This is a genomic window from Polaromonas sp., assembly GCF_029945685.1.
Lineage (GTDB): Bacteria > Pseudomonadota > Gammaproteobacteria > Burkholderiales > Burkholderiaceae_C > Polaromonas.
The window spans coordinates 273,832-294,770 of sequence record NZ_JAQSDA010000020.1; the positions used below are offsets into that span (position 1 = coordinate 273,832).

Here is a 20,939-nt window from a genome sequence, read left to right on the forward strand (position 1 = left end):
AGCTTTACACGCGAAAGCTTTCGCCGCACCCACAGCGGTCGCGCTCATTCGGATTGATGAACTTGAAGCCCTCATTGAGGCCCTCACGCACAAAGTCGAGCTGGGTGCCGTCGATGTAAGCCATGCTTTTGGGGTCCACCAGCACCTTCACGCCGTTGTCTTCAAATACCACGTCCTCCGGCGCAATCTCGTCGGCATATTCGAGTTTGTAGGCCAGGCCGGAGCAGCCGGTGGTTCTGACGCCCAGGCGTACACCCACGCCCTTGCCGCGTTTGGTCATGTAGCGGGTGACGTGACGTGCTGCGGCGTCGGTGAGAGTAACGGACATGGGAAAAGCTTCGCAGGTCGATGAGGTTAGTGGGCGTGCTTCAACTTGTAGTCGCTGACAGCCGCCTTGATGGCGTCTTCGGCGAGGATGGAGCAATGGATTTTCACCGGCGGCAAGGCCAGCTCTTCGGCAATCGCGCTGTTCTTGATGCTTGCCGCTTCGTCCAGCGTCTTGCCTTTGACCCACTCGGTCACGAGTGAGCTCGACGCAATCGCCGAGCCGCAGCCGTAGGTCTTGAAACGCGCGTCTTCAATCACGCCCGTCAGCGGGTTGACCTTGATCTGCAGCTTCATGACGTCGCCGCAGGCCGGTGCGCCGACCATGCCGGTGCCTACCGTGTCGTCGCCCTTTTCAAACGAGCCGACGTTGCGGGGGTTTTCATAGTGGTCTACCACTTTTTCGCTGTATGCCATTTTGTTTACCTCTTCAAGCTGTTGGTGCGTTACGTACGGCCGGCCTCAATGGGCGGCCCACTGGATGGTGGACAGATCCACGCCGTCCTTGAACATTTCCCAGAGCGGCGACAGGTCACGCAGCTTGGCCACGTTCTCCTTGATCGTCGCCACGGCGTAATCAATCTCTTCTTCGGTGGTCCAGCGGCCTATGGTCATGCGCAGGCTGCTGTGGGCCAGCTCGTCGCTGCGGCCCAGGGCACGCAGCACATAGCTGGGCTCCAGGCTGGCCGAAGTACAGGCCGATCCGCTGGACACCGCCAGGCCCTTGATGCCCATGATCAGGGACTCGCCCTCGACAAAGTTGAAGCTCATGTTGAGGTTGTGCGGCACGCGCTTGTCGGCATGGCCGTTGAGGAAAACCTCTTCCACGTCCTTCAGGCCTGCCAGCATGCGCTCGTGCAGGGCACGGATACGCTGGTTCTCATCGTGCATTTCCGCCTTGGCAATACGGTAGGCCTCGCCCATGCCCACGCACTGGTGTGTCGGCAAGGTGCCGGAACGCATGCCGCGTTCGTGGCCGCCCCCGTGCATCTGTGCCTCCAGCCGCACGCGCGGCTTGCGCCGCACATACAGCGCGCCTATGCCCTTGGGCCCGTAAGTCTTGTGCGAGGTCAGGCTCATCAGGTCAACCGGCAAGGTGGCCAGATCAATGTCCACGCGACCGGTGGCTTGCGCGGCGTCCACATGGAAAATGATGCCTTTTTCCCGGCACAGGGCGCCAATCGCCGGGATGTCCTGAATGACACCAATCTCGTTGTTGACGAACATGACGCTGACAATGATGGTGTCGGGACGGATCGCCGCCTTCAGCACCTCCAGGTCAAGCAGACCGTCGGCCTGCACGTCGAGGTAGCTCACTTCAAACCCCTGGCGCTCGAGCTCGCGGCAGGTGTCGAGCACGGCCTTGTGCTCGGTCTTGACCGTGATCAGGTGTTTGCCTTTGGACTTGTAGAAATGCGCGGCGCCCTTGAGCGCCAGGTTGTTGGACTCGGTCGCACCGCTGGTCCAGACGATCTCGCGCGGGTCGGCACCGATCAGCTCGGCGACCTGCTCGCGGGCTTTTTCCACCGCAGCTTCTGCCTCCCAGCCCCAGGCATGGCTGCGTGAAGCGGGGTTGCCGAAATGCTCGCGCAACCAGGGAATCATGGCGTCCACCACCCGCGGGTCGCACGGGTTCGTGGCGCTGTAGTCCATGTAAATGGGGAAGTGTGGGGTTTCCATGTGGCTAGCTTTTTATTTCAGGGCTGGCTTGCAGCATCAGCATCAAAAAATGGACGGCAGTCTCCGGCAATCAGGCCCTCGCAGGCCAGCAAGACCAGGACCGCTCAGGACTTCGAAAACGCGTTGCCCAGGGCAAACACCGAATTGGGCGCGTTGACGCGCATCGGCTTGGCCATAGGCGCTGTGAAGATGGCTTTCTTCACCATGGGTGTGTTTTCGACCACGACACCCTTGGCCAGCTGGTCGTCGACCAGCTTTTGCAGGGTCACGGAGTCGAGAAATTCCACCATGCGGCTGTTCAGCGAAGCCCACAACTCGTGGGTCATGCAACGGCCACCGTCACCGAGACAGTTTTCCTTGCCGCCGCATTGGGTCGAGTCGATGGGTTCGTCCACCGACACAATGATGTCGGCAACAGTGATGGCTGCCGCCTTGCGGCCCAAGGTGTAGCCGCCGCCGGGGCCACGGGTGGACTCGACGAGCTCGTGGCGACGCAGCTTGCCGAACAGTTGCTCAAGGTAGGACAGCGAAATCTGCTGGCGCTGGCTAATGGCCGCCAGGGTGACGGGGCCGTTGTTCTGGCGCAGGGCCAGGTCAATCATCGCGGTGACCGCAAAGCGGCCTTTGGTCGTGAGGCGCATTTTCAAGCTCCTTAAAAGTTGGCTTGACTGTCGTTTGGCTCACCCTGCCAAGCTTGTGGCTTGAAAGGGAACTTTTTCTCCACCCGCCCCGGCCTGACGGCCTGATCGGCTACAGGGCTCTTGTTGTTCTGTTGGTTCTTGACTGTTTTCGTCAAGTATAGCACAGATGCCCGACCGATTCAGTCGTCATTGTACCGCTCAAGCCACTTTGTCCAAGACAAACAAAGCCGAATCCGTGACGAAAGTCCCGCTTATCCGTTTCATTTTCAGCCCGCCACCGGCGGCACATTGTCCACACCCGGTGCGCCAAACGCCTGCGCCTTGAGCACATGCAACTGGTCCCGGACGCTGGCCGCCCTTTCGAACTCCAGGTTTTTGGCGTGTTCGATCATCTGTTTCTCCAGCCGCTTGATTTCGCGGGCAATGTCTTTCTCGCTCATGTCCTCCACCAGGGCCTTCTGCAGCTCGAGTTTTTCCGCTTCCTTGCCGGACTTCTCGCTGTAGACACCGTCGATCAGGTCCTTGATGCGCTTGACGATGCTGCGCGGCGTGATGCCGTGTTCGAGGTTGAAAGCGATCTGTTTGTTCCGTCGGCGTTCGGTTTCATCCATCGCCTTTTTCATGGAGTCGGTGATGCGGTCCGCATACAGGATGGCCCGGCCGTTGAGGTTTCGGGCGGCCCGGCCTATGGTCTGGATCAGGCTGCGCTCGGCGCGCAAAAAGCCTTCCTTGTCGGCGTCCAGGATGGCAACCAGGCTGACTTCCGGAATGTCCAGGCCCTCGCGCAGCAAGTTGATGCCGACCAGCACGTCGAAGGTGCCCAGGCGCAGGTCACGCAGGATTTCCACACGCTCGACCGTGTCCACGTCGCTGTGCAGGTAACGCACCTTGACGCCGTTGTCGGTGAGGTAGTCGGTGAGCTGTTCGGCCATGCGTTTGGTCAGCGTGGTGATCAGCACCCGTTCGTTTTTGTCGACGCGGATGCGGATTTCCTGCAGCACGTCGTCGACCTGGTGCGTGGCCGGCCGCACTTCCACCTCGGGGTCCACCAGCCCGGTAGGCCGCACCACCTGCTCGACCACCTTGCCGGCATGCTGCTGTTCGTACGCGGCAGGCGTGGCCGAGACAAAAATCGCCTGGCGCATCTTGGTCTCGAACTCCTCGAACTTCAGAGGCCGGTTGTCCAGTGCGCTGGGCAGGCGAAAACCGTATTCGACCAGCGTGGTCTTGCGCGAGCGGTCGCCGTTGTACATGGCGTTGAGCTGACCGATCATCACGTGGCTCTCGTCGAGAAACATGATCGCGTCTTTCGGCAAATAGTCGCACAGTGTCGAGGGCGGGGAGCCCGGCGGCGCGCCGCTCAAGTGACGGGTGTAGTTCTCGATGCCCTTGCAATGGCCGATCTCGCTGAGCATTTCCAGGTCGAAACGCGTGCGCTGCTCGATGCGCTGGGCTTCCACCAGCTTGCCGTCGCCGACAAATTGTTTGACGCGCTCCGACAGTTCGAGCTTGATGGTTTCGACCGCCGCCATGACCTTGTCGCGCGGGGTCACGTAATGGCTTTTCGGGTAGACCACAAAACGCGGCACCTTCTGGCGAATGCGGCCGGTCAGCGGGTCGAACAGCGACAGTGACTCGATCTCGTCGTCGAACAGCTCGATGCGGATGGCCAACTCGGAATGTTCCGCCGGAAACACGTCGATCACGTCGCCGCGCACGCGGAAGGTGCCGCGCACAAAGTCCTGGTCGTTGCGCGCGTACTGCATGCGGATCAGGCGCGAGATCACGTCGCGCTGGTTCATCTTGTCGCCGCTGCGCGCGATGAAACGCATCTGCGTGTAATCCTCGGGCGCGCCTATGCCGTAAATTGCGCTGACCGTCGCCACGATGATGGTGTCGCGCCGCTCCAGCACGCTTTTGGTCGCCGACAGGCGCATCTGCTCGATGTGTTCATTGATCGCCGAGTCTTTTTCAATGAACAGGTCGCGCTGCGGCACGTAGGCCTCAGGCTGGTAGTAATCGTAATAACTGACGAAATACTCGACCGCATTTTTCGGGAAGAACTCGCGGAACTCGCTGTACAGCTGCGCCGCCAGCGTCTTGTTGGGGGCAAACACGATGGCCGGCCGGCCCATGCGGGCGATCACGTTGGCCATGGTGAAGGTCTTGCCCGAGCCGGTCACGCCCAGCAGGGTCTGGAAGACTTCGCCGTCATGCAGGCCCTCGACCAGTTGCTCGATCGCCACCGGCTGGTCGCCCGCCGGTGGGTAGGGCATGAAGAGCTCGAACGGAGAGTCCGGAAAGCGCACAAATTCGCCTTCGGCGGCGGCCGTGCTGGCCTCTGGCATGACGTCAATCACTTCTGGCATATAAAACCCAATCCTGGCCCGCTAAAATCTGGGGCAACCGAACAGAATACGACATTTGGCGGGCGGGCGTCACTGGGGGCCGACTATCTGCCGGCCGTCTTCGCCGCAGCCGGTAAACCAGATGGCGTGCCGGACCGTTTAAAAACACAAACCACCCTTTTAGAGGATTTTCATGTCGCTTTTCACCGCGGTCGAAATGGCCCCCCGTGACCCTATATTGGGCCTGAACGAGCAATTCAATGCCGACACCAACCCGAACAAGGTCAATCTCGGCGTTGGCGTCTATTACGACGACAACGGCAAGCTGCCCCTGCTGCAATGTGTGCAGGCCGCCGAAAAGGCCATGATGGCGTCGCCCAAGCCGCGCGGCTACCTGCCCATGGACGGTGTGGCTGCCTATGACGCGGCCGTCAAGGCCCTCGTCTTCGGCGCCGACAGCGAGCCGGTCAAAAGCGGCCGCGTTGCCACTGCCCAGGGCATAGGCGGCACCGGCGGCCTGAAAATTGGCGCCGACTTCCTGAAAAAGCTCAGCCCGGACGCCAAGGTGCTGATCAGCGACCCCAGCTGGGAAAACCACCGCGCCCTGTTCGCCCAGGCCGGCTTCACCGTGGAAAGCTACCCTTACTACGACGCCGCCAAGCGCGGTGTCAATTTCGAAGGCATGCTCGCGGCCCTGAACGCCGCACCTGCCGGCACCATCGTCGTGCTGCACGCCTGCTGCCACAACCCGACCGGCTACGACATCACCAGCGCCCAGTGGGATCAGGTGATTGCTGCCGTCAAGGCCCGCCAGCTGACCCCTTTCCTGGACATGGCCTACCAGGGCTTCGGCCAGGGCATCCAGGAAGATGGCGCCGTCATCGGCAAGTTTGTCGCCGCAGGCCTGTCCTTCTTTGTCTCGACCTCCTTTTCCAAAAGCTTCAGCCTGTACGGCGAACGCGTCGGCGCCCTGTCGGTGCTGTGCGAAAACAAGGACGAGGCCGATCGCGTGTTGTCGCAACTCAAGATCGTGATTCGCACCAACTACAGCAACCCGCAGATCCACGGCGCCACCGTGGTCGCCAACGTGCTGAACAACCCCGAACTGCGCGCGCTCTGGGAAAAAGAGCTGGGCGAGATGCGTGTGCGCATCAAGGCCATGCGTCAGGCACTGGTGGACGGCCTGAAAGCCGCCGGAGTGAAGGAAGACATGAGCTTCATCACCCAGCAGATCGGCATGTTCAGCTACTCCGGCCTGACGAAAGACCAGATGGTTCGCCTGCGCAATGAATTCGGCGTGTACGGCACCGACACCGGCCGCATGTGTGTGGCTGCGCTGAACAGCCACAACATCGCCCACGTCTGCGCGTCCATCGCCAAGGTGATGTAAATCGGCGAGGCAGGCCTGCCGCAGCGGTTTGTGCAGGACGCCCTGCGCAACCCCTGCAACCAGGCCCTGCTGGACGGCCTGGCCGACCTGCATCTGCCCGACGCCTGGCTGGTCGGGGGTTGCCTGTTCCAGACGGTGTGGAACCTGCTGGACGGCCGCTCACCCGGCGCAGGCATCCGCGACTACGATATTTTCTACTTCGACTCCAAAGACCTTTCCGATCATTCGGAGCAAGCCGCCAACCGGCAGGCACAGGCTCTTTTTTCCGGCCTGGGCGTCCAGCTCGATGTCAGGAACCAGGCGCGAGTGCACCTCTGGTATCCGGCGTATTTTGGGCGCCCCTGCCCGCCGCTGCAAAACGCCTGTGAAGGCGTGGACCGCTTTCTGGTGGGCAGCACCAGCGTCGGTTTGCGCCGGGAAGCCGGCCACATAGAGGTTTACGCACCCTACGGACTGGACGACATGTACCGGGGCATCCTCAGCCCCAACCCTCGCGTGGACCACGGGCCCCTGTATGAAAACAAGGTGCGCGACTACCAGGCGCGCTGGAACTGGCTGGGCCGGCCCGACCCGGCGCCACTTGCGGCCGCACGCCGGGATTTATGAAAAAAGTGCCTGCATCCCTTATGGGACAAGCGCAAGCAGCTATACATTTGATAGCAAAATCATGACAACCATTGCCACCATGTATCAGGCGCCAACCGTTGTCGGATCGTAGAAAAAGCGCTCTTCCACAATCTTGTCACCCTCCCAGCGCTGGTGCGCGAGCTCGTCGATGCGCAGCATCGATCCTGAAACGCGCGTGAATTCGAACACCCAGTGGATCACGACGAAGTCACCGTCCACCAGGAAGGACTCGACCGGCAAGGTGCGCATCGTACTGCAGGCGGCGATCACCGCCCGCTCATAACTGACCAGCGCGTCGCGGCCACGCCGGGGCGGCTGGCTGTTCTCCTGCATGCTGGCATGGGGGGCATAAAACTGCTCGATGGCCTCGACGTAGCAGCCCTGTTCCACCATTGCAATGAACTCCTGGACGGTTTGGCGGCTTGGCATGGTGTTGGGAGCTTCCCGGTTCAGCCCCAGATCACGGAGCGCATGGAGATCGAACCGAGCTGGAAACTGGTGTTGAAAAAGCGTGGCGCTTCATGGCTGTCCACGGCCGCTGCCGCATACAGCAGCGGCAGGTAATGTTCATGGGTCGGGTGCGCCATCAGCGCCAGCTGACCGAGCTTCTGGAAGTTCTGCAACGCGTCCAGATTGCCCTGCTGAATATAGCCCCCGGTGGTCTGGTCAAACTCCAGCGCCCAGTCGTAAGCCTGGTTGCCGGCGGCGCCGCGCTGGGCCTGGCGCAGGTTGTGCACGATGTTGCCGCTGCCCACAATCAGCACCCCGCGCTCGCGCAGGCCCTTGAGCTGCCGGGCCAGCGCGTAGTGGTCAGACGGCGGGCGGCTGTAGTCCATGCTCAGCTGCAGCACCGGGAGGGCGGCGTCCGGAAACATGGGTTTGAGCACCGACCAGGCGCCGTGGTCGAGCCCCCAGGCGTCAACGTCCACCCCCAGCGGCGCCGAGCCGCGCTGCCTGACAAAACGGCCGATCTCGCGTGCGGCCGCCGGCGCACCCGGCGCCGGGTACTGCTGGTCGAACAGCTCCTGCGGAAAACCACCGAAGTCATGGATGGTTTTGGGCTGGTCCATGCCGGTCACCCACCAGCCCTCGGTCAGCCAGTGGGCCGAAATGCACAACACCAGCTGCGGCGGCGGGTACTGGCTGCCGAACGCTGCGCCCAGTTCCTGCCAGCTGCGGCGGTATTCGTTGTCGCCAATCGCGTTCATGGGGCTGCCATGGCCGACAAACAGCACCGGCATCCGGTCCGATTTTTTCAGGGAGGTGAATTCGTCAAGCGCCAGGGCGCCGGTCATTTCGTTCATAAATTTCCATGGTGGCGCCCTTGCCTGCGGCCCGGGCGCTTTGCGCGGCATGATGGCGACTTTTACGCCTGTCTGCCGGGGAGATGCTCAGGCATCCGTCGGCCAGACATGTGCAATTTTCCATTGAATGGCCAAAAGAAGTGCCCATCCGGCTTTCGTATTGGTGTTTGCCCTCCATTTAATCGTAAGCACACCTGTTATTATTTGTTGCACTGCAGCATATTGTTGTACAAAGGTCAAATCATGCTTTATCAAGTTTATGAAACCCAGCGTCAGCTGATGGAGCCGTTTGTCGACTTCGCCCAGGCCGCCGCCAAGCTCTACAACAACCCGTTGTCACCCTTGAGCCAGAGCCCGCTGGCGCAGAGAGCGGCAGCCGGCTACAGCCTGATTTACCGTCTCGGCAAAGACTACGAAAAACCGGCCTTTGGCCTGACCACGGTTGATGTGGATGGGGTCGGCGTCGCCGTGCATGAGCGCATCGAGATGGACAAGCCCTTTTGCGAGCTGCGCCGCTTCAAGCGTTTCACCGACGACCCGGCCACCCTGACCAAACTCAAGGGCCAGCCGGCCGTGCTGATCGTGGCGCCGCTGTCGGGCCACTATGCCACCTTGCTGCGCGACACTGTCAAGACCATGCTCAAGGACCACAAGGTCTACATCACCGACTGGAAAAACGCCCGCACCGTGCCGCTGTCGGACGGCGCTTTCGCGCTGGACGATTACGTCAACTACGTGCAGGAATTCATCACCCACCTGCAGGGCATCTACGGCAACTGCCATGTCATCAGCGTGTGCCAGCCGACCGTGCCGGTGCTGGCCGCCATTTCACTGATGGCCAGCCGGGGCGAAACCACGCCGCTGTCCATGACCATGATGGGCGGACCCATCGACGCGCGAAAATCGCCGACTGCCGTCAATAACCTGGCCATGAACAAGAGCTACGAGTGGTTCGAGAACAACGTGATCTACCGCGTGCCGAGCAACTTCGCGGGCGCCGGACGCCGTGTCTATCCGGGCTTTTTGCAACACACCGGTTTTGTCGCGATGAACCCCGACCGCCACGCCACCAGCCACTATGACTACTTCAAGGACCTGATCAAGGGCGACGACGTCAGCACCGAGGCACATGTGAAGTTTTACGACGAGTACAACGCCGTGCTGGACATGGACGCCGACTACTACCTGGACACCATCAAGACCGTGTTCCAGGAGTTCAAGCTGGTCAACGGTACCTGGGACGTGAAGTCCAGGCACGGCAAAATCGAGCGGGTTCGCCCCGAAGACATCACCACCACGGCCCACTTCACGGTGGAAGGCGAGCTTGACGACATTTCCGGCTCGGGCCAGACCGAAGCCGCCCACGGTCTTTGCTACAACGTACCCAAGTCACGCCAGAAGCACCTGGAAGTCAAGGGTGCCGGCCACTACGGCATTTTCAGCGGACGCCGCTGGCGCGACATCGTGTATCCGCAGGTCAAGGCTTTCATTCTTGAGCACAACCAGGGGCCTTCCCTTTCTGCCAATGGCAAGGCGGCTCCAAAGAAGACAACAAAGCCCGCTGTGAAACCCGCACTCCAGGCGGTACCCAGGCCCGCCACCCGCAGCGTCGCTAAAAAGAGTGCCGCCAGGAAATAGAGCGCATCAATTGTGGGGGCGGCGTCGTGAACCTGCTTGCCGAGCGGCTCAATGCCGCACTGCCGCAAACGCAGTGCACGCGCTGCGGCTACCCTAACTGCGCAGCCTACGCGCAGGCCCTGGCCGACGACCAGGCAGGGATCAACCAGTGCCCGCCGGGCGGTGCCGAAGGCGTCACGCGACTGGCCCTGATCACCGGCCGCCCCGCCCTTCCCCTCAACCCCGACAACGGCAACGAAGGCCCGCGCCAGATGGCCGTGATCGACGAGGCCTGGTGCATCGGCTGCACGCTGTGCCTCGACGCCTGCCCGGTAGACGCCATCCTGGGCAGCAACAAGCAGATGCACACCGTGATCGAGTCCTGCTGCACCGGCTGCGAACTCTGCCTTCCGGTGTGCCCGGTGGACTGCATCAGCCTGGAAAACGTCACGGGCGAGCGCACCGGCTGGGCCGCCTGGTCGGAAGCCGAAGCCGGGCTGGCCCGAAAGCGCTATGAAATTCATAGCTACCGGCGCTTGCTGGACGAGGGAAAAAACCAGAAAAGACTTGAAGAAAAAGCCGAAGCCGCGCTGGCAGACCTGCCCGGGCATTCCCGACACACGGACCCTGTGGTGCTGGACCAGAAACGGACCATCATTGAAGCAGCGTTGGCACGCTCACGCGCCAGGCGCGACGCAGGCAACAGCTAGGGTCCTTCTCAGCCCAGCGCGTCATTGACCGAGTCGCGGAACTCGGCCAGGCTCACCGCGCTGTCGATCTCCCGTGGCAAGGCATCACGAATCGAGAACACCCCCAGGATTTTTCCGACCGACGAAACAATCGGCAAATGCCGGAAGCCGCGCTCAAGCAGGATCAGCACGGCATCCGACACGGCCAACTCGGGCACCACACACAGGGGGTTCTGCGTCATCACCTGGGACACCGGGGTTTTTTTGGCATTCAGGGCCTTGGCCAGCACACGGGTCATCAGGTCACGCTCGGTCAGGATGCCCTGCATGACGCCGGCTGCGTCGATGACCAGCACACTGCCGCAGTTGGCCCGGGTCATCAGACAGGCGGCCTGCCAGACGCTGGCCTGCGGCGGGCAACTCACCACATGCCGGTGCGGGATGGATTGAAACACGGTACGTTCAGACATGAGGTTCCTCCTGTCCAGCGGGCATCGGTTAACGCAGGGATGAATTGACCTTGTCCAGCGTGCGCGCGCCCGGGCACAGCGCCGCGGCATCGAGCTGGTTCAGCGGTGTAGCGCTGGTGTTGAGCGCCACGTGCAGGTCGGTCGCCAGCGGGTCGACATAAAGCAGACCGGTGACCACTTCGCCCCGCGCCTGGTGCGTATTCATGTAACTCAGGGCCGCATAACGGTCGGTGGGGTCGTAATCGGCCTGCAGCTTGCGAAACCGCAGGCTGGTGCCGTCGTGCTGCACCACCTCGATCACCTCGCCCGGCGCATAGCTGGCGGTGATTTCCTCGCGCGCGCTGATGAAGTCGATCCGGTTGACCGCCTCGTTGTGTTCGCGCACATAGTCGTAACTCTTGGTGCTGCCGGCGTGATTGTTGAAGGCCACGCAGGGACTGATGATGTCGATGAAGGCGGCACCGCCATGGCCAATGGCGCCCTTGATCAGCGGCACCAGCTGCGCCTTGTCGCCCGAAAAGCCGCGCGCCACGTAGGTCGCGCCCAGCTGCAGCGCGAGAGCCACCAGATCGACCGGGCTGTCGCTGTTGACCACGCCCTTCTTGCTTTTGGAGCCCTGGTCAGCGGTGGCCGAAAACTGCCCCTTGGTCAGGCCGTACACGCCGTTGTTCTCGACCAGGTAGACCATGTTGACGCCGCGCCGCATCGCGTGGGCGAACTGGCCCAGGCCAATCGACGCAGAATCACCGTCCCCCGAGACACCGAGGTACAGCAGGTCGCGGTTGGCCAGGTTGGCGCCGGTCAGCACCGAGGGCATGCGGCCATGCACGGTATTGAAACCATGCGAGGCACCGAGAAAATAGTCCGGCGTCTTGGAACTGCAGCCTATGCCCGAGAGTTTGGCGACGCGGTGCGGTGCTATGTCGAGTTCCCAGCAGGCCTGGATGATGGCCGCCGAGATCGAGTCGTGCCCGCACCCGGCGCACAAGGTGGAAATTTTTCCCTCGTAGTCGCGCCGGGTGTAGCCGACCTTGTTGACGGTCAGCGACGGGTGGTGCAAGCGGGGCTTGGCCAGATAAGTCATGTCATGTGCTCCCTGCCCTGTTGTTGAGCCCTGTCCGCCTGCGCCTTCACATGCGCGGTGATGGCCGCGGTGATGAAACGCGCGGTGATCGGCGTGCCGTCGTAATGCAGTACACGCACCAGGCGCGCAGGATCAACATCGAGTTCGTTGACCAGCAGGCAGTGCATCTGGGCATCGCGGTTCTGCTCCACCACAAACACCCTGTCATGCCCGGCAATAAATTGCGCGACCAGCGCGGGAAAAGGAAAAGCCCGCAGCCGGAGCGCATCGATGTGGATGCCGGCTTCGCTCAACACATCGAGCGCCTCGTTCATGGCCGGGCTGGTGGAGCCGAAATAAATCACGCCCAGCCGGGTCGGATGCTCGGCGGACCGCAGCACCGGCTGCGGCACCAGCGTGGCCGCGGTTTCGAACTTCTTCAGCAGGCGCTGCACGTTGTAGATGTAGTCCGGACCGCGTTCGGAATACTGTGCATAGGCATTGCGCGTGGTGCCGCGCGTGAAATAACTGCCCTTGCTCGGATGTGTGCCCGGCAAGGTGCGCCAGGGGATGCCGTCGCCGTCCACGTCCTTGTAGCGACCGAAATCCTTGCCGGCTTCAAGTTCTTCCGCTGTCATGACCTTGCCGCGGTCATAGCTGCGGCTGTCGTCCCAGGCAAAGGGTTTGCACAGGCGCTGGTTCATGCCGATGTCCAGGTCGGTCATCAAGAACACCGGCGTCTGCAGCCGGTCGGCCAGATCCAGCGCTGCCGCGGCGTGTTCAAAACACTCGTGCGGGTCTTCCGGCAGCAGCAGCACATGTTTGGTGTCGCCATGCGAGGCGTAGGCGCAGGAGATCAGGTCGGCCTGCTGGGTGCGGGTCGGCATGCCGGTGGACGGACCGCCGCGCTGCACGTTGATGATGGTGACCGGAATTTCGGCAAAGTAGGCCAAGCCGAGGAACTCGGTCATCAGCGACACCCCTGGCCCCGAGGTCGCGGTGAACGCGCGTGCACCGTTCCAGCCCGCACCCACCACCATGCCGATGGAGGCAATTTCATCTTCAGCCTGCACCACGGCATAGTTGTGCCGGCCGGTTCCGGGGTCCACCCGGTATCTGGCGCAATAGGACTGGAAGGCTTCTGCCACCGAGGACGAGGGAGTGATGGGGTACCAGGCAGCAACAGTGGCACCGCCATAGACGCAGCCCAGCGCCGCGGCACTGTTGCCATCCACAAAAATCCTGTTGCCGACCTGGTTGCTTCGCTTCACGCGAATGCCCAGAGGACCCTTCAGGTGCTCACTGGCAAAGTCACGCCCCAGATGCAGCGCCTGCACATTCGACGCCAGCAGTTTCTCCTTGCCCTTGTACTGCTCACCGAACAGCTTTTCCAGAACCTCCGGCTCAATTTCCAGCAGCACCGACAGCGCCCCCACATACACGATGTTCTTGAAAAGCTGGCGCTGTCGCGGGTCGCTGTAGACGGCGTTGCAGATTTCCGTCAACGGCATGCCAATGACATGAATGTCTTCGCGAAACTTTTCCGGCGGCATGGGCCGGGTACTGTCATAAAACAGATACCCACCAGGCTCCAGCTCGGCCACATCGGCATCCCAGGTCTGCGGATTCATCGCCACCATCATGTCAATGCCGCCACGCCGGCCCTGGTAACCCCTGCCGCTCACGCGTGCCTCGTACCAGGTCGGCAAACCCTGGATGTTGCTGGGGAAAATGTTGCGCGGGCTGACCGGCACCCCCATGCGCAAAATGGCCTTGGCAAACAGCTCGTTGGCCGAGGCCGAGCCGGAGCCGTTGACGTTGGCGAACTTGATCACAAAGTCGTTGACGGCTTCAATCCTTTTTTTCATGCGGGCACCCCTGCTGCGCGTGTGGCAACCGTGTTGGCATCGCGACAGGACGGTCCGGCCTGCGTGGTCTGCAGCAAAAATTTCTGCATGTCCCAGGCACCGGTGGGGCAGCGCTCGGCACACAGGCCGCAGTGCAGGCAGACATCCTCATCCTTGACCATCACCCGCCCGGTCTTGAGTTCGCCGGACACATAGAGGTCCTGCGCCAGGTTCAGCGCCGGCGCCTTGAGCCGCGTGCGCAAATCGGGCTCATCGCCATTGGCGGTGAAGCTGATGCAGTCCATCGGGCAGATATCGACACAGGCGTCGCATTCGATGCAGGCCGGCGCAGCGAACACCGTCTGTACATCGCAGTTCAGGCAGCGCCCGGCTTCCTTGAAGGCCGTTGCGGCGTCGAAACCGAGTTCCACCTCGACACGTATGCTGGCCAGCGCAATTTCCGCCTTGGCCCAGGGCACCTTGAAACGGGCATCGTTGGAGGTGTCGTTGTCGTAACTCCACTCATGGATGCCCATCTTGGTGGACATCAGGTTGGTCATCGGGTCAGGCCGGCGCCGGATGTCCTCGCCGTTGAGAAAGCGGTCAATGGACACCGCAGCCTCATGGCCATGCGCCACTGCGGTGATGATGTTTTTTGGGCCGAAGGCCGAATCGCCGCCAAAAAAAACATGGGGCATAGTGGACTGGAAAGTCTCCTTGCCCAGCAACGGCAGCCCCCACTTGTCGAAGGCGATGCCGCAGTCGCGCTCTATCCAGGGAAAGGCGTTTTCCTGGCCGACGGCAATCAGCACGGCGTCGCATTCCACCCGCACGTCCGGCGCGCCGGTCGGCACCAGGCTGCGCTTGCCGTTGCCGTCGTAGACCGCCTGAACCACCTCGAAAGTCATGCCGGTGAGCTTGCCCTGGTCATGTTCGAAAGACTTGGGCACATGGAAGTTGATGATGGGAATGCCTTCGTGCTGGGCGTCTTCCTTCTCCCAGGGCGACGCTTTCATTTCGTCGAAGCCGCTGCGCACAATCACCTTCACGTCGCTGCCACCCAGGCGCCTTGCCGAGCGACAGCAGTCCATGGCCGTGTTGCCACCTCCGAGCACGATCACGCGCTGGCCGATGGACGTGATGTGGCCGAAGGACACCGAGGCCAGCCAGTCGATGCCGATGTGGATGTTCTCCGTGATCTCGCTGCGCCCCGGCAGGTCCAGGTCGCGCCCGCGCGGCGCGCCGCAGCCGACAAACACCGCGTCGTAGTCCTGCGCCAGCAAGCCCTTCATGGAGGCGATGCGCTGGCTGCTCTTGAAGTTCACGCCAAGGTCCAGGATGTAGCCGGTTTCCTCGTCGATCACCGACTCGGGCAGGCGAAAGCGCGGAATTTGCGTGCGAATGAATCCACCGGCCTTGGCCTCGCCGTCAAACACCGTGACCTCGTAACCGAGCGGCGCCAGGTCGCGCGCCACGGTCAGCGAGGCCGGGCCGGCACCGATGCAGGCAATGCGCTTGCCGTTTCGGGGAGCGACCTGGGGCATGCGCTGGCGGACATCATTTTTCATGTCGGCGGCCACCCGCTTGAGGCGGCATATCGCCACCGGTTCCGGCTGCTCGCCGTTGTTCTCCTCGACGCGGCCCCTGCGGCAGGCCGGCTCGCAGGGCCGGTCGCAGGTGCGGCCCAGAATGCCGGGAAACACGTTGGACACCCAGTTGACCATGTAGGCGTCGGTGTAGCGACCCTGGCCGATCAGGCGGATGTATTCAGGAACGGGGGTGTGGGCGGGACAGGCCCATTGGCAATCGACGACCTTGTGGAAGTAGGACGGCTGGGCTACGTTGGTTGGCTGCAAAACGCTGTCTCCTTCGCCCCGCTGCAACACCACCGGGTCAGGAGGCCAGACCAGTTTACGCCCGTCCCTGCGCACAGCGCTCTCGGGTGAATCCCTCAGTCCCTCCTCAGCTTTCTCCCCGGTTTCTCCCGGTCCCGCCCCTATTCCTCCTCAATCCCGGGGTGCCCGCATCAGCTCGCCGCGAGGTTTTTATAGACACCGCAGCCCACAAACACATCGTCTACCTGCTGGACAAAAGACATCTTGGTCTGGACCTTGCCCGTCATCGGGTGGGTGATGCCGTACTCCACCCAGCCCGGCCCGTCGCTGGCCTGGTCAATGATGGACTGGAGCAATTGCCCGCCGTCGATGCCGGGGATGTCCTGCACCCGCGTGCCGACCTTGGACGGGTTGCCGCCGAAGGCGAGGTAGCGGCCGTGGCTGTCGAGTGCAAAAACATACATGTCGCGGTCGTGAAACCCCCTGGCGGGCAGCGTGAGGTCGCGCAGGAAGGCCTCTTTCGACCTGTGCTGGCGGTGCGCCACGGCACGCGCCACCAGGGCCACTGCTTCTTCGGCCGACCCCTGCTGCAGCTTGAACGAGGCCACCGACTGCACCAGCGTGCCGGCCCGCGCCTCCAGGTTGACGGCCTGGCTGACCGCGCGCTCCACCATCCGGGCATTGCTCTGGGTGATCTCATCGAGCTGGTGCACGGCCGAGGTGATTTCAGTCAGGCCCGTGCTCTGCTCGGCGCTGGAGGCCGATATCTGCGACATGTTGGCCGCCACGTCGCGGATGCCCGAAACGATCTGGTTCATGTTGATACCCGCCGCACGGATTTTTTCCGCACTGGCCGCCACCTGGCCCGACGACACACCGATCAGCTGGCGGATTTCCCGGGCCGAGTTGGCCGAGCGTTGCGCCAGCGAGCGCACCTCGCTGGCCACCACCGCAAAGCCGCGGCCCGACTCGCCGGCACGCGCCGCCTCCACGGCCGCGTTGAGAGCCAGGATGTTGGTCTGGAACGCCAGCCCGTCGATCACCCCGACAATGTCGCCCATGCGTTTGGCGCTGCCCTGCACGGCTTCCACCGACTCGATGGCCTGGGCCATGGCCGTCGCGCCCTGGTCGGCCACATCCCGCGCCTGGGCGGCCCGGGTGCTGGCCTGACTGGCCATGCCGGCATTGGCCTGAACCGTGGCCGACAGCTGTTCCACGCTGGCCGCCGTTTCCTCAAGGTTGGCCGCCTGCCGCCCGGTGCGGTCCGACAGGTCCCGGTTGCCCATGGCCATGCTTTGGCCCGAATGGGCCACAAAAGCGGCGTTGCTGCGTACATTGGCCACCATGCCGGACAGGGTGCGGCCCAACTCGCCCATGGCCTGGGCCAGCTGGCCGGCCTCGTCGGGACCGCGTCTCGCCAGATCCAGGCGCAAATCGCCGGCCACCAGCTGCCGGCTCGCCAGGATCACCTGCTGCAGATCCTGCGCAAGGCTACGGTGAAAAGCCAGCAAAAAATACAGCAACAGCAGCAGCCCCACACTGCCGGTGGCAAGCACGCCGCCCGGGCTGCCGAAGCCGCCGCTGCCCGACAGGCCCTGCAGCGCCAGCAGCAGCAGCGGTAAGGCCGCCACAAACCCAAGCAGGGCCAGCTTGCCGGCCAGACGCAGCCGGCGCAGCAAGCAGGTGGCGGGAGAAAGCAGCTTGCCAAATATCATGAGGATTCTCCGGAGTCGCGGCATGGAAACCGGCCTGGGGTGGCGGTGCGCGGGCCCGGGGACTGGCGCCAGGGACCTGCGTGGCACACACCCGCACGGCCGTGCGTACACAGGGAACCGCCAGCAAGCATTGCCCGACAGCCAGCCAGTACCGGCCCGGTTACAGTGCTGCACCAACGGATCAGGGTGCTCTCACTTAACGGCTGCGGAGCCTGGAAACTGAAGCCGGGTTATCCCGAAGGGCGCGTTTTCTTTTCAGCCGGCCAGCCTGGAGAAGGCCTGCACCACCTCGGGCGGCGCCTGCACCAGCTCGATCAGCACGCCCTCGCCCGCGACCGGAAACTCGTCATTCGCCTTGGGATGCAGAAAGCAGATGTCGAAACCCGCCGCCCCCTGGCGGATGCCGCCCGGGGCGAAGCGCACGCCTTGGGCGGTCAGCCACGCCACAGCCCTGGGCAGGTCGTCAATCCACAGCCCGACATGGTTCAGCGGCGTGGTGTGCACTGCGGGCTTTTTGTCCGGGTCCAGCGGCTGCATCAAGTCGACCTCGACTTTGAACGGCCCGCTGCCGATGGCGCAAATGTCTTCATCGACGTTTTCGCGCTCGCTGCGGAAGGTACCCGTGACTTCCAGGCCCAGCATGTCCACCCAGAGTTTTTGCAGGCGCTGCTTGTCGGTGCCGCCTATCGCGATCTGCTGGATACCCAGCACCTTGAAGGGCCGGCCCCGCGCCTGTTGGAGCGGCCGGTTCATGAGGCTGCGGCCGCTCGGCGGCCGACCCGGTAAATCACGCCATGGGGGCCGGCACATTCCAGGTGGGGCGTTCCTGCCGCCAGCCGGAAAACCTCGCCCGCGGCATAGGTGGTGGAAACACCTGCCACCACGAGCGTGATCTGCCCGTCGGTCACCAGGGCGCAGGCATCAAACGGATGCACGTGTTCACCCAGCTGGTAACCGGCCGGCCTGTCAACGTCGGTGATCTCTCTGAAGTGTTCGGTTTTCAGCAAGGCTTCAAAGGTTTGAGGGTTCATGGCGTGTCCCGGTTCAGCTCAGACAAACTCGACAATTGGCTGGTCCACGCTGAGCGACTCGCCCCTGGCAGCCAGCACCTTGCCGACCACGCCGTCGGCGGTGGCAAACAGCACGTTCTCCATCTTCATGGCCTCGATCACCGCCACGCGTTCGCCGGCCTGAACCTTCTGGCCGGGCTGCACCGCGACCTCCACCAGCAGTCCTGGCATGGGCGAGAGCACAAAGCGGCTCATGTCCGGCGGCGCCTTGTAAGGCATCAATGCGTGAAGCTTCGCCGCGCGAGGCGTGAGAACCATCGCATCGAGCCGCGTGCCGTTGTGCGCTATACGGATCGCCATGGGATTGCGGCCCACGCCACGCTCAACCTGCGCGGCGAACGGTTCGCCATTGACCGTGCCGCGGATGCGGGCCCCGCCCAGATGCCAGTTGCTACATATTTCATAGCTGCCGGCGCCCGTCTCCACTCGGCTGGAGCCCGATTTTGCTTGATAGTCCCGCACCATGGCCGCCTGGGCGGTGTTGTTGCCCCCGGCGCCCAGGTTGACCACCACAAACTCCTCGCCGACCGTCACGCCGTGCCCGGGCATCTGGCCGCTGATACCCGCAGCACGACCCAGCATACGGCGGTTCACATAAGCGGCCAGCGCCACCAGAAAGTCCGGGTCGTCATGCGGCACGTCTTCGGCGCGGAAACCCTGGGCGTAGTTTTCGGCGATGAAGCCGGTGTTGAAGTCGCCGGCGACAAATTTGGGGTGCGCCAGCAGCGCCGCCTGGAAGGGGATGTTGCTGGACACGCCGCGAATCACAAAGCTGTTCAGGGCCTCGCGCATCTTCGCGATCGCGTCCCGGCGGTCGGTGCCGTGAACAATGAGCTTGGCAATCATCGAGTCGTAAAACATCGGGATCTCGCCGCCGTCCTGCACGCCGGTATCCACGCGCACGCCGTAGAAGCCACCCTCACCCCTGCCCTCTCCCAGAGGGAGAGGGGGCGATTCACTCCCTCTCCTCTCGGGAGAGGGCTGGGGTGAGGGCTCCCCCGCCGCAAACATGGTTTCCTTCGGCGGCTGGAAGCGCACCAGCCGGCCGGTGGACGGCAGGAAATTGCGGAACGGGTCTTCAGCATTGATGCGGCATTCGATGGCCCAGCCATTGCGCTGCACGTCCTTCTGCGCCAGCGGCAGCTTCTCGCCGGCTGCCACGCGGATCATCAGCTCGACCAGGTCCAGGCCGGTGATGCATTCCGTCACCGGATGCTCGACCTGCAGCCGGGTGTTCATCTCGAGGAAGTAAAAACTCTGGTCCTTGCCGACCACAAACTCCACGGTGCCGGCACTTTCGTATCTGACGGCTTTCGCCAGCGCGACGGCCTGCTCACCCATGGCCTTGCGTGTGGCCTCGCTGATGAAGGGCGACGGCGCCTCTTCGATCACCTTCTGGTGGCGGCGCTGGATGGAGCATTCACGCTCGTTGAGGTAAATCACGTTGCCCTGGCTGTCGCCGATCAGCTGGATCTCGATGTGGCGCGGCTCCTCGACAAATTTTTCGATGAATACACGGTCGTCGCCAAAACTGTTGCGGGCTTCGTTGCGGCAGGAGGTGAAGCCCTCGAAGGCCTCCTTGTCATTGAAGGCCACGCGCAGGCCCTTGCCGCCACCGCCGGCACTGGCCTTGATCATCACCGGGTAACCAATACCCTGGGCAATCTCGACCGCTTCCTCGGCAGTCTCGATCGCGTCATTGACACCGGGAATGCAGTTGACACCGGCTGCGCCGGCCAGTTTTTTCGACTCGATCTTGTCGCCCATCGCGGCGATCGAATAATGCTTGGGGCCGATGAACACCAGGCCCTCTTCTTCCACGCGTTTGGCAAAGCCGGCGTTTTCGCTGAGGAAGCCGTAGCCCGGGTGAATCGCCTGCGCGCCGGTCTGTTTGGCCGCCGCAATGATCTTGTCGGCCTGCAAATAGCTGTCGCGGCTGGGCGCGGGACCAATGTGAACCGCCTCGTCGGCCAGCTCCACATGGCGCGCGTCCTTGTCGGCGTCGGAGTACACCGCGACGGTTTTGATGCCCATCTTGCGGGCGGTGAGGATGACGCGGCAGGCGATTTCGCCCCGATTTGCTATCAGTATCTTTTCAAACATACGCCTTCTCCATCGGGGTGAAATCGCCTGCATGCACTTCGTGCATCAGGCGATGTAGCTGTGCTGCTGCGCCGCTTCGCGGCTGGTCGCCCCGATTTGCGATCAGTATTTTGTCAAACATAAGCGTTGCTCCATGACAGGTTTTCAAGCGGGGGCCGCGGAACCGGCTTAGCCGGGCCGCAGGCGCCGCCCCGGAGGGGGGATCCGGCTACACGG

General features: G+C 62.8%; 20 protein-coding genes. 4 read left to right on the top strand and 16 right to left on the bottom strand.

What is annotated here, in order from left to right:
* Positions 1-4: 4 nt before the first annotated feature.
* The 5 genes from iscA to uvrB form a co-directional block, all read right to left on the bottom strand.
* A complete protein-coding gene (iscA, locus tag PSV26_RS12900; protein WP_300519104.1) occupies positions 5-328 on the bottom strand; it encodes an iron-sulfur cluster assembly protein IscA in 324 nt (107 codons plus the stop codon).
* A gap of 26 nt (positions 329-354) precedes the next feature.
* The gene (gene iscU / locus PSV26_RS12905; protein ID WP_293592264.1) at positions 355-741 is read right to left on the bottom strand and encodes a Fe-S cluster assembly scaffold IscU; all 387 of its coding nucleotides are present in this window, start codon (positions 739-741) and stop codon (positions 355-357) included.
* A 45-nt stretch (positions 742-786) separates the two neighbouring features.
* Positions 787-2,004, bottom strand: a complete 1,218-nt coding sequence (locus PSV26_RS12910) for an IscS subfamily cysteine desulfurase (RefSeq protein ID WP_300571300.1) — start codon at positions 2,002-2,004, stop codon at positions 787-789.
* Positions 2,005-2,108: 104 nt separating this feature from the next.
* Positions 2,109-2,645, bottom strand: coding sequence for a Fe-S cluster assembly transcriptional regulator IscR (iscR, locus tag PSV26_RS12915; RefSeq protein ID WP_300519097.1), 537 nt, complete (start codon positions 2,643-2,645; stop codon positions 2,109-2,111).
* A 266-nt stretch (positions 2,646-2,911) separates the two neighbouring features.
* The gene (gene uvrB, locus PSV26_RS12920) at positions 2,912-5,014 is read right to left on the bottom strand and encodes an excinuclease ABC subunit UvrB (protein ID WP_300519094.1); all 2,103 of its coding nucleotides are present in this window, start codon (positions 5,012-5,014) and stop codon (positions 2,912-2,914) included.
* A gap of 172 nt (positions 5,015-5,186) precedes the next feature.
* Between uvrB and PSV26_RS12925 the strand changes: the two genes are divergently transcribed.
* Positions 5,187-6,383 carry an amino acid aminotransferase gene (locus PSV26_RS12925; protein ID WP_300571302.1) on the top strand — a complete coding sequence of 399 codons (1,197 nt, stop codon included), beginning with the start codon at positions 5,187-5,189 and terminating at the stop codon, positions 6,381-6,383.
* Between the two features lie 30 nt (positions 6,384-6,413).
* The gene (locus PSV26_RS12930) at positions 6,414-6,989 is read left to right on the top strand and encodes a nucleotidyltransferase family protein (protein ID WP_300519089.1); all 576 of its coding nucleotides are present in this window, start codon (positions 6,414-6,416) and stop codon (positions 6,987-6,989) included.
* A gap of 84 nt (positions 6,990-7,073) precedes the next feature.
* Here PSV26_RS12930 and PSV26_RS12935 read toward each other — a convergent pair whose 3' ends face one another.
* Positions 7,074-7,439: a nuclear transport factor 2 family protein gene (locus tag PSV26_RS12935; RefSeq protein WP_300519087.1), complete on the bottom strand. Its 366-nt coding sequence runs from the start codon at positions 7,437-7,439 to the stop codon at positions 7,074-7,076.
* A gap of 20 nt (positions 7,440-7,459) precedes the next feature.
* The gene (gene ygiD, locus PSV26_RS12940; protein ID WP_300519084.1) at positions 7,460-8,314 is read right to left on the bottom strand and encodes a 4,5-DOPA dioxygenase extradiol; all 855 of its coding nucleotides are present in this window, start codon (positions 8,312-8,314) and stop codon (positions 7,460-7,462) included.
* Between the two features lie 243 nt (positions 8,315-8,557).
* On the opposite strand from ygiD, the gene phaZ reads away from it, so the two are divergent.
* Complete coding sequence (phaZ, locus tag PSV26_RS12945; RefSeq protein WP_300519081.1) at positions 8,558-9,952, top strand: polyhydroxyalkanoate depolymerase; 1,395 nt, start codon at positions 8,558-8,560, stop codon at positions 9,950-9,952.
* A gap of 26 nt (positions 9,953-9,978) precedes the next feature.
* Complete coding sequence (gene rsxB / locus PSV26_RS12950; protein ID WP_300571304.1) at positions 9,979-10,641, top strand: electron transport complex subunit RsxB; 663 nt, start codon at positions 9,979-9,981, stop codon at positions 10,639-10,641.
* Positions 10,642-10,649: 8 nt separating this feature from the next.
* On the opposite strand, the gene PSV26_RS12955 is transcribed toward rsxB, so the two are convergent.
* From PSV26_RS12955 to PSV26_RS12995, 9 genes are all read right to left on the bottom strand, one after another.
* Positions 10,650-11,090 carry a CBS domain-containing protein gene (locus tag PSV26_RS12955; protein ID WP_300519076.1) on the bottom strand — a complete coding sequence of 147 codons (441 nt, stop codon included), beginning with the start codon at positions 11,088-11,090 and terminating at the stop codon, positions 10,650-10,652.
* 28 nt (positions 11,091-11,118) lie between these two features.
* The gene (locus PSV26_RS12960; protein ID WP_300571306.1) at positions 11,119-12,174 is read right to left on the bottom strand and encodes a 2-oxoacid:ferredoxin oxidoreductase subunit beta; all 1,056 of its coding nucleotides are present in this window, start codon (positions 12,172-12,174) and stop codon (positions 11,119-11,121) included.
* Entirely contained in the window at positions 12,171-14,021 is a 1,851-nt protein-coding gene (locus PSV26_RS12965; RefSeq protein ID WP_300571308.1) for a 2-oxoacid:acceptor oxidoreductase subunit alpha, read from the bottom strand. Before PSV26_RS12965 ends, PSV26_RS12960 begins: the two co-directional genes overlap by 4 nt.
* Positions 14,018-15,856 (bottom strand): FAD-dependent oxidoreductase, encoded by a 1,839-nt coding sequence (locus PSV26_RS12970; RefSeq protein ID WP_300571310.1) that lies wholly within the window; start codon positions 15,854-15,856, stop codon positions 14,018-14,020. Before PSV26_RS12970 ends, PSV26_RS12965 begins: the two co-directional genes overlap by 4 nt.
* A 170-nt stretch (positions 15,857-16,026) precedes the next feature.
* A complete protein-coding gene (locus PSV26_RS12975; RefSeq protein WP_300571312.1) occupies positions 16,027-17,550 on the bottom strand; it encodes a methyl-accepting chemotaxis protein in 1,524 nt (507 codons plus the stop codon).
* Between the two features lie 255 nt (positions 17,551-17,805).
* On the bottom strand, positions 17,806-18,303 hold the full coding sequence (locus tag PSV26_RS12980) for a VOC family protein (protein WP_300571314.1): 498 nt from the start codon (positions 18,301-18,303) through the stop codon (positions 17,806-17,808).
* Positions 18,300-18,581, bottom strand: a complete 282-nt coding sequence (locus tag PSV26_RS12985) for a cupin domain-containing protein (RefSeq protein ID WP_300571316.1) — start codon at positions 18,579-18,581, stop codon at positions 18,300-18,302. The genes PSV26_RS12980 and PSV26_RS12985 overlap by 4 nt, the downstream gene beginning before the upstream one ends.
* Before the next feature lie 18 nt (positions 18,582-18,599).
* Complete coding sequence (locus tag PSV26_RS12990) at positions 18,600-20,723, bottom strand: acetyl/propionyl/methylcrotonyl-CoA carboxylase subunit alpha (RefSeq protein ID WP_300571318.1); 2,124 nt, start codon at positions 20,721-20,723, stop codon at positions 18,600-18,602.
* Complete coding sequence (locus tag PSV26_RS12995; protein ID WP_300519057.1) at positions 20,716-20,844, bottom strand: hypothetical protein; 129 nt, start codon at positions 20,842-20,844, stop codon at positions 20,716-20,718. The genes PSV26_RS12990 and PSV26_RS12995 overlap by 8 nt, the downstream gene beginning before the upstream one ends.
* Between the last annotated feature and the right edge of the window lie 95 nt (positions 20,845-20,939).

Coding starts and splice junctions, on each gene's coding strand:
- iscA (WP_300519104.1), bottom strand. CDS start 328: ATGTCCGTTACTCTCACCGACGCCGCAGCACGTCACGTCACCCGCTAC.
- iscU (WP_293592264.1), bottom strand. CDS start 741: ATGGCATACAGCGAAAAAGTGGTAGACCACTATGAAAACCCCCGCAAC.
- PSV26_RS12910 (WP_300571300.1), bottom strand. CDS start 2,004: ATGGAAACCCCACACTTCCCCATTTACATGGACTACAGCGCCACGAAC.
- iscR (WP_300519097.1), bottom strand. CDS start 2,645: ATGCGCCTCACGACCAAAGGCCGCTTTGCGGTCACCGCGATGATTGAC.
- uvrB (WP_300519094.1), bottom strand. CDS start 5,014: ATGCCAGAAGTGATTGACGTCATGCCAGAGGCCAGCACGGCCGCCGCC.
- PSV26_RS12925 (WP_300571302.1), top strand. CDS start 5,187: ATGTCGCTTTTCACCGCGGTCGAAATGGCCCCCCGTGACCCTATATTG.
- PSV26_RS12935 (WP_300519087.1), bottom strand. CDS start 7,439: ATGCCAAGCCGCCAAACCGTCCAGGAGTTCATTGCAATGGTGGAACAG.
- ygiD (WP_300519084.1), bottom strand. CDS start 8,314: ATGAACGAAATGACCGGCGCCCTGGCGCTTGACGAATTCACCTCCCTG.
- phaZ (WP_300519081.1), top strand. CDS start 8,558: ATGCTTTATCAAGTTTATGAAACCCAGCGTCAGCTGATGGAGCCGTTT.
- PSV26_RS12955 (WP_300519076.1), bottom strand. CDS start 11,090: ATGTCTGAACGTACCGTGTTTCAATCCATCCCGCACCGGCATGTGGTG.
- PSV26_RS12960 (WP_300571306.1), bottom strand. CDS start 12,174: ATGACTTATCTGGCCAAGCCCCGCTTGCACCACCCGTCGCTGACCGTC.
- PSV26_RS12965 (WP_300571308.1), bottom strand. CDS start 14,021: ATGAAAAAAAGGATTGAAGCCGTCAACGACTTTGTGATCAAGTTCGCC.
- PSV26_RS12975 (WP_300571312.1), bottom strand. CDS start 17,550: ATGATATTTGGCAAGCTGCTTTCTCCCGCCACCTGCTTGCTGCGCCGG.
- PSV26_RS12980 (WP_300571314.1), bottom strand. CDS start 18,303: ATGAACCGGCCGCTCCAACAGGCGCGGGGCCGGCCCTTCAAGGTGCTG.
- PSV26_RS12985 (WP_300571316.1), bottom strand. CDS start 18,581: ATGAACCCTCAAACCTTTGAAGCCTTGCTGAAAACCGAACACTTCAGA.
- PSV26_RS12990 (WP_300571318.1), bottom strand. CDS start 20,723: ATGTTTGAAAAGATACTGATAGCAAATCGGGGCGAAATCGCCTGCCGC.
- PSV26_RS12995 (WP_300519057.1), bottom strand. CDS start 20,844: ATGTTTGACAAAATACTGATCGCAAATCGGGGCGACCAGCCGCGAAGC.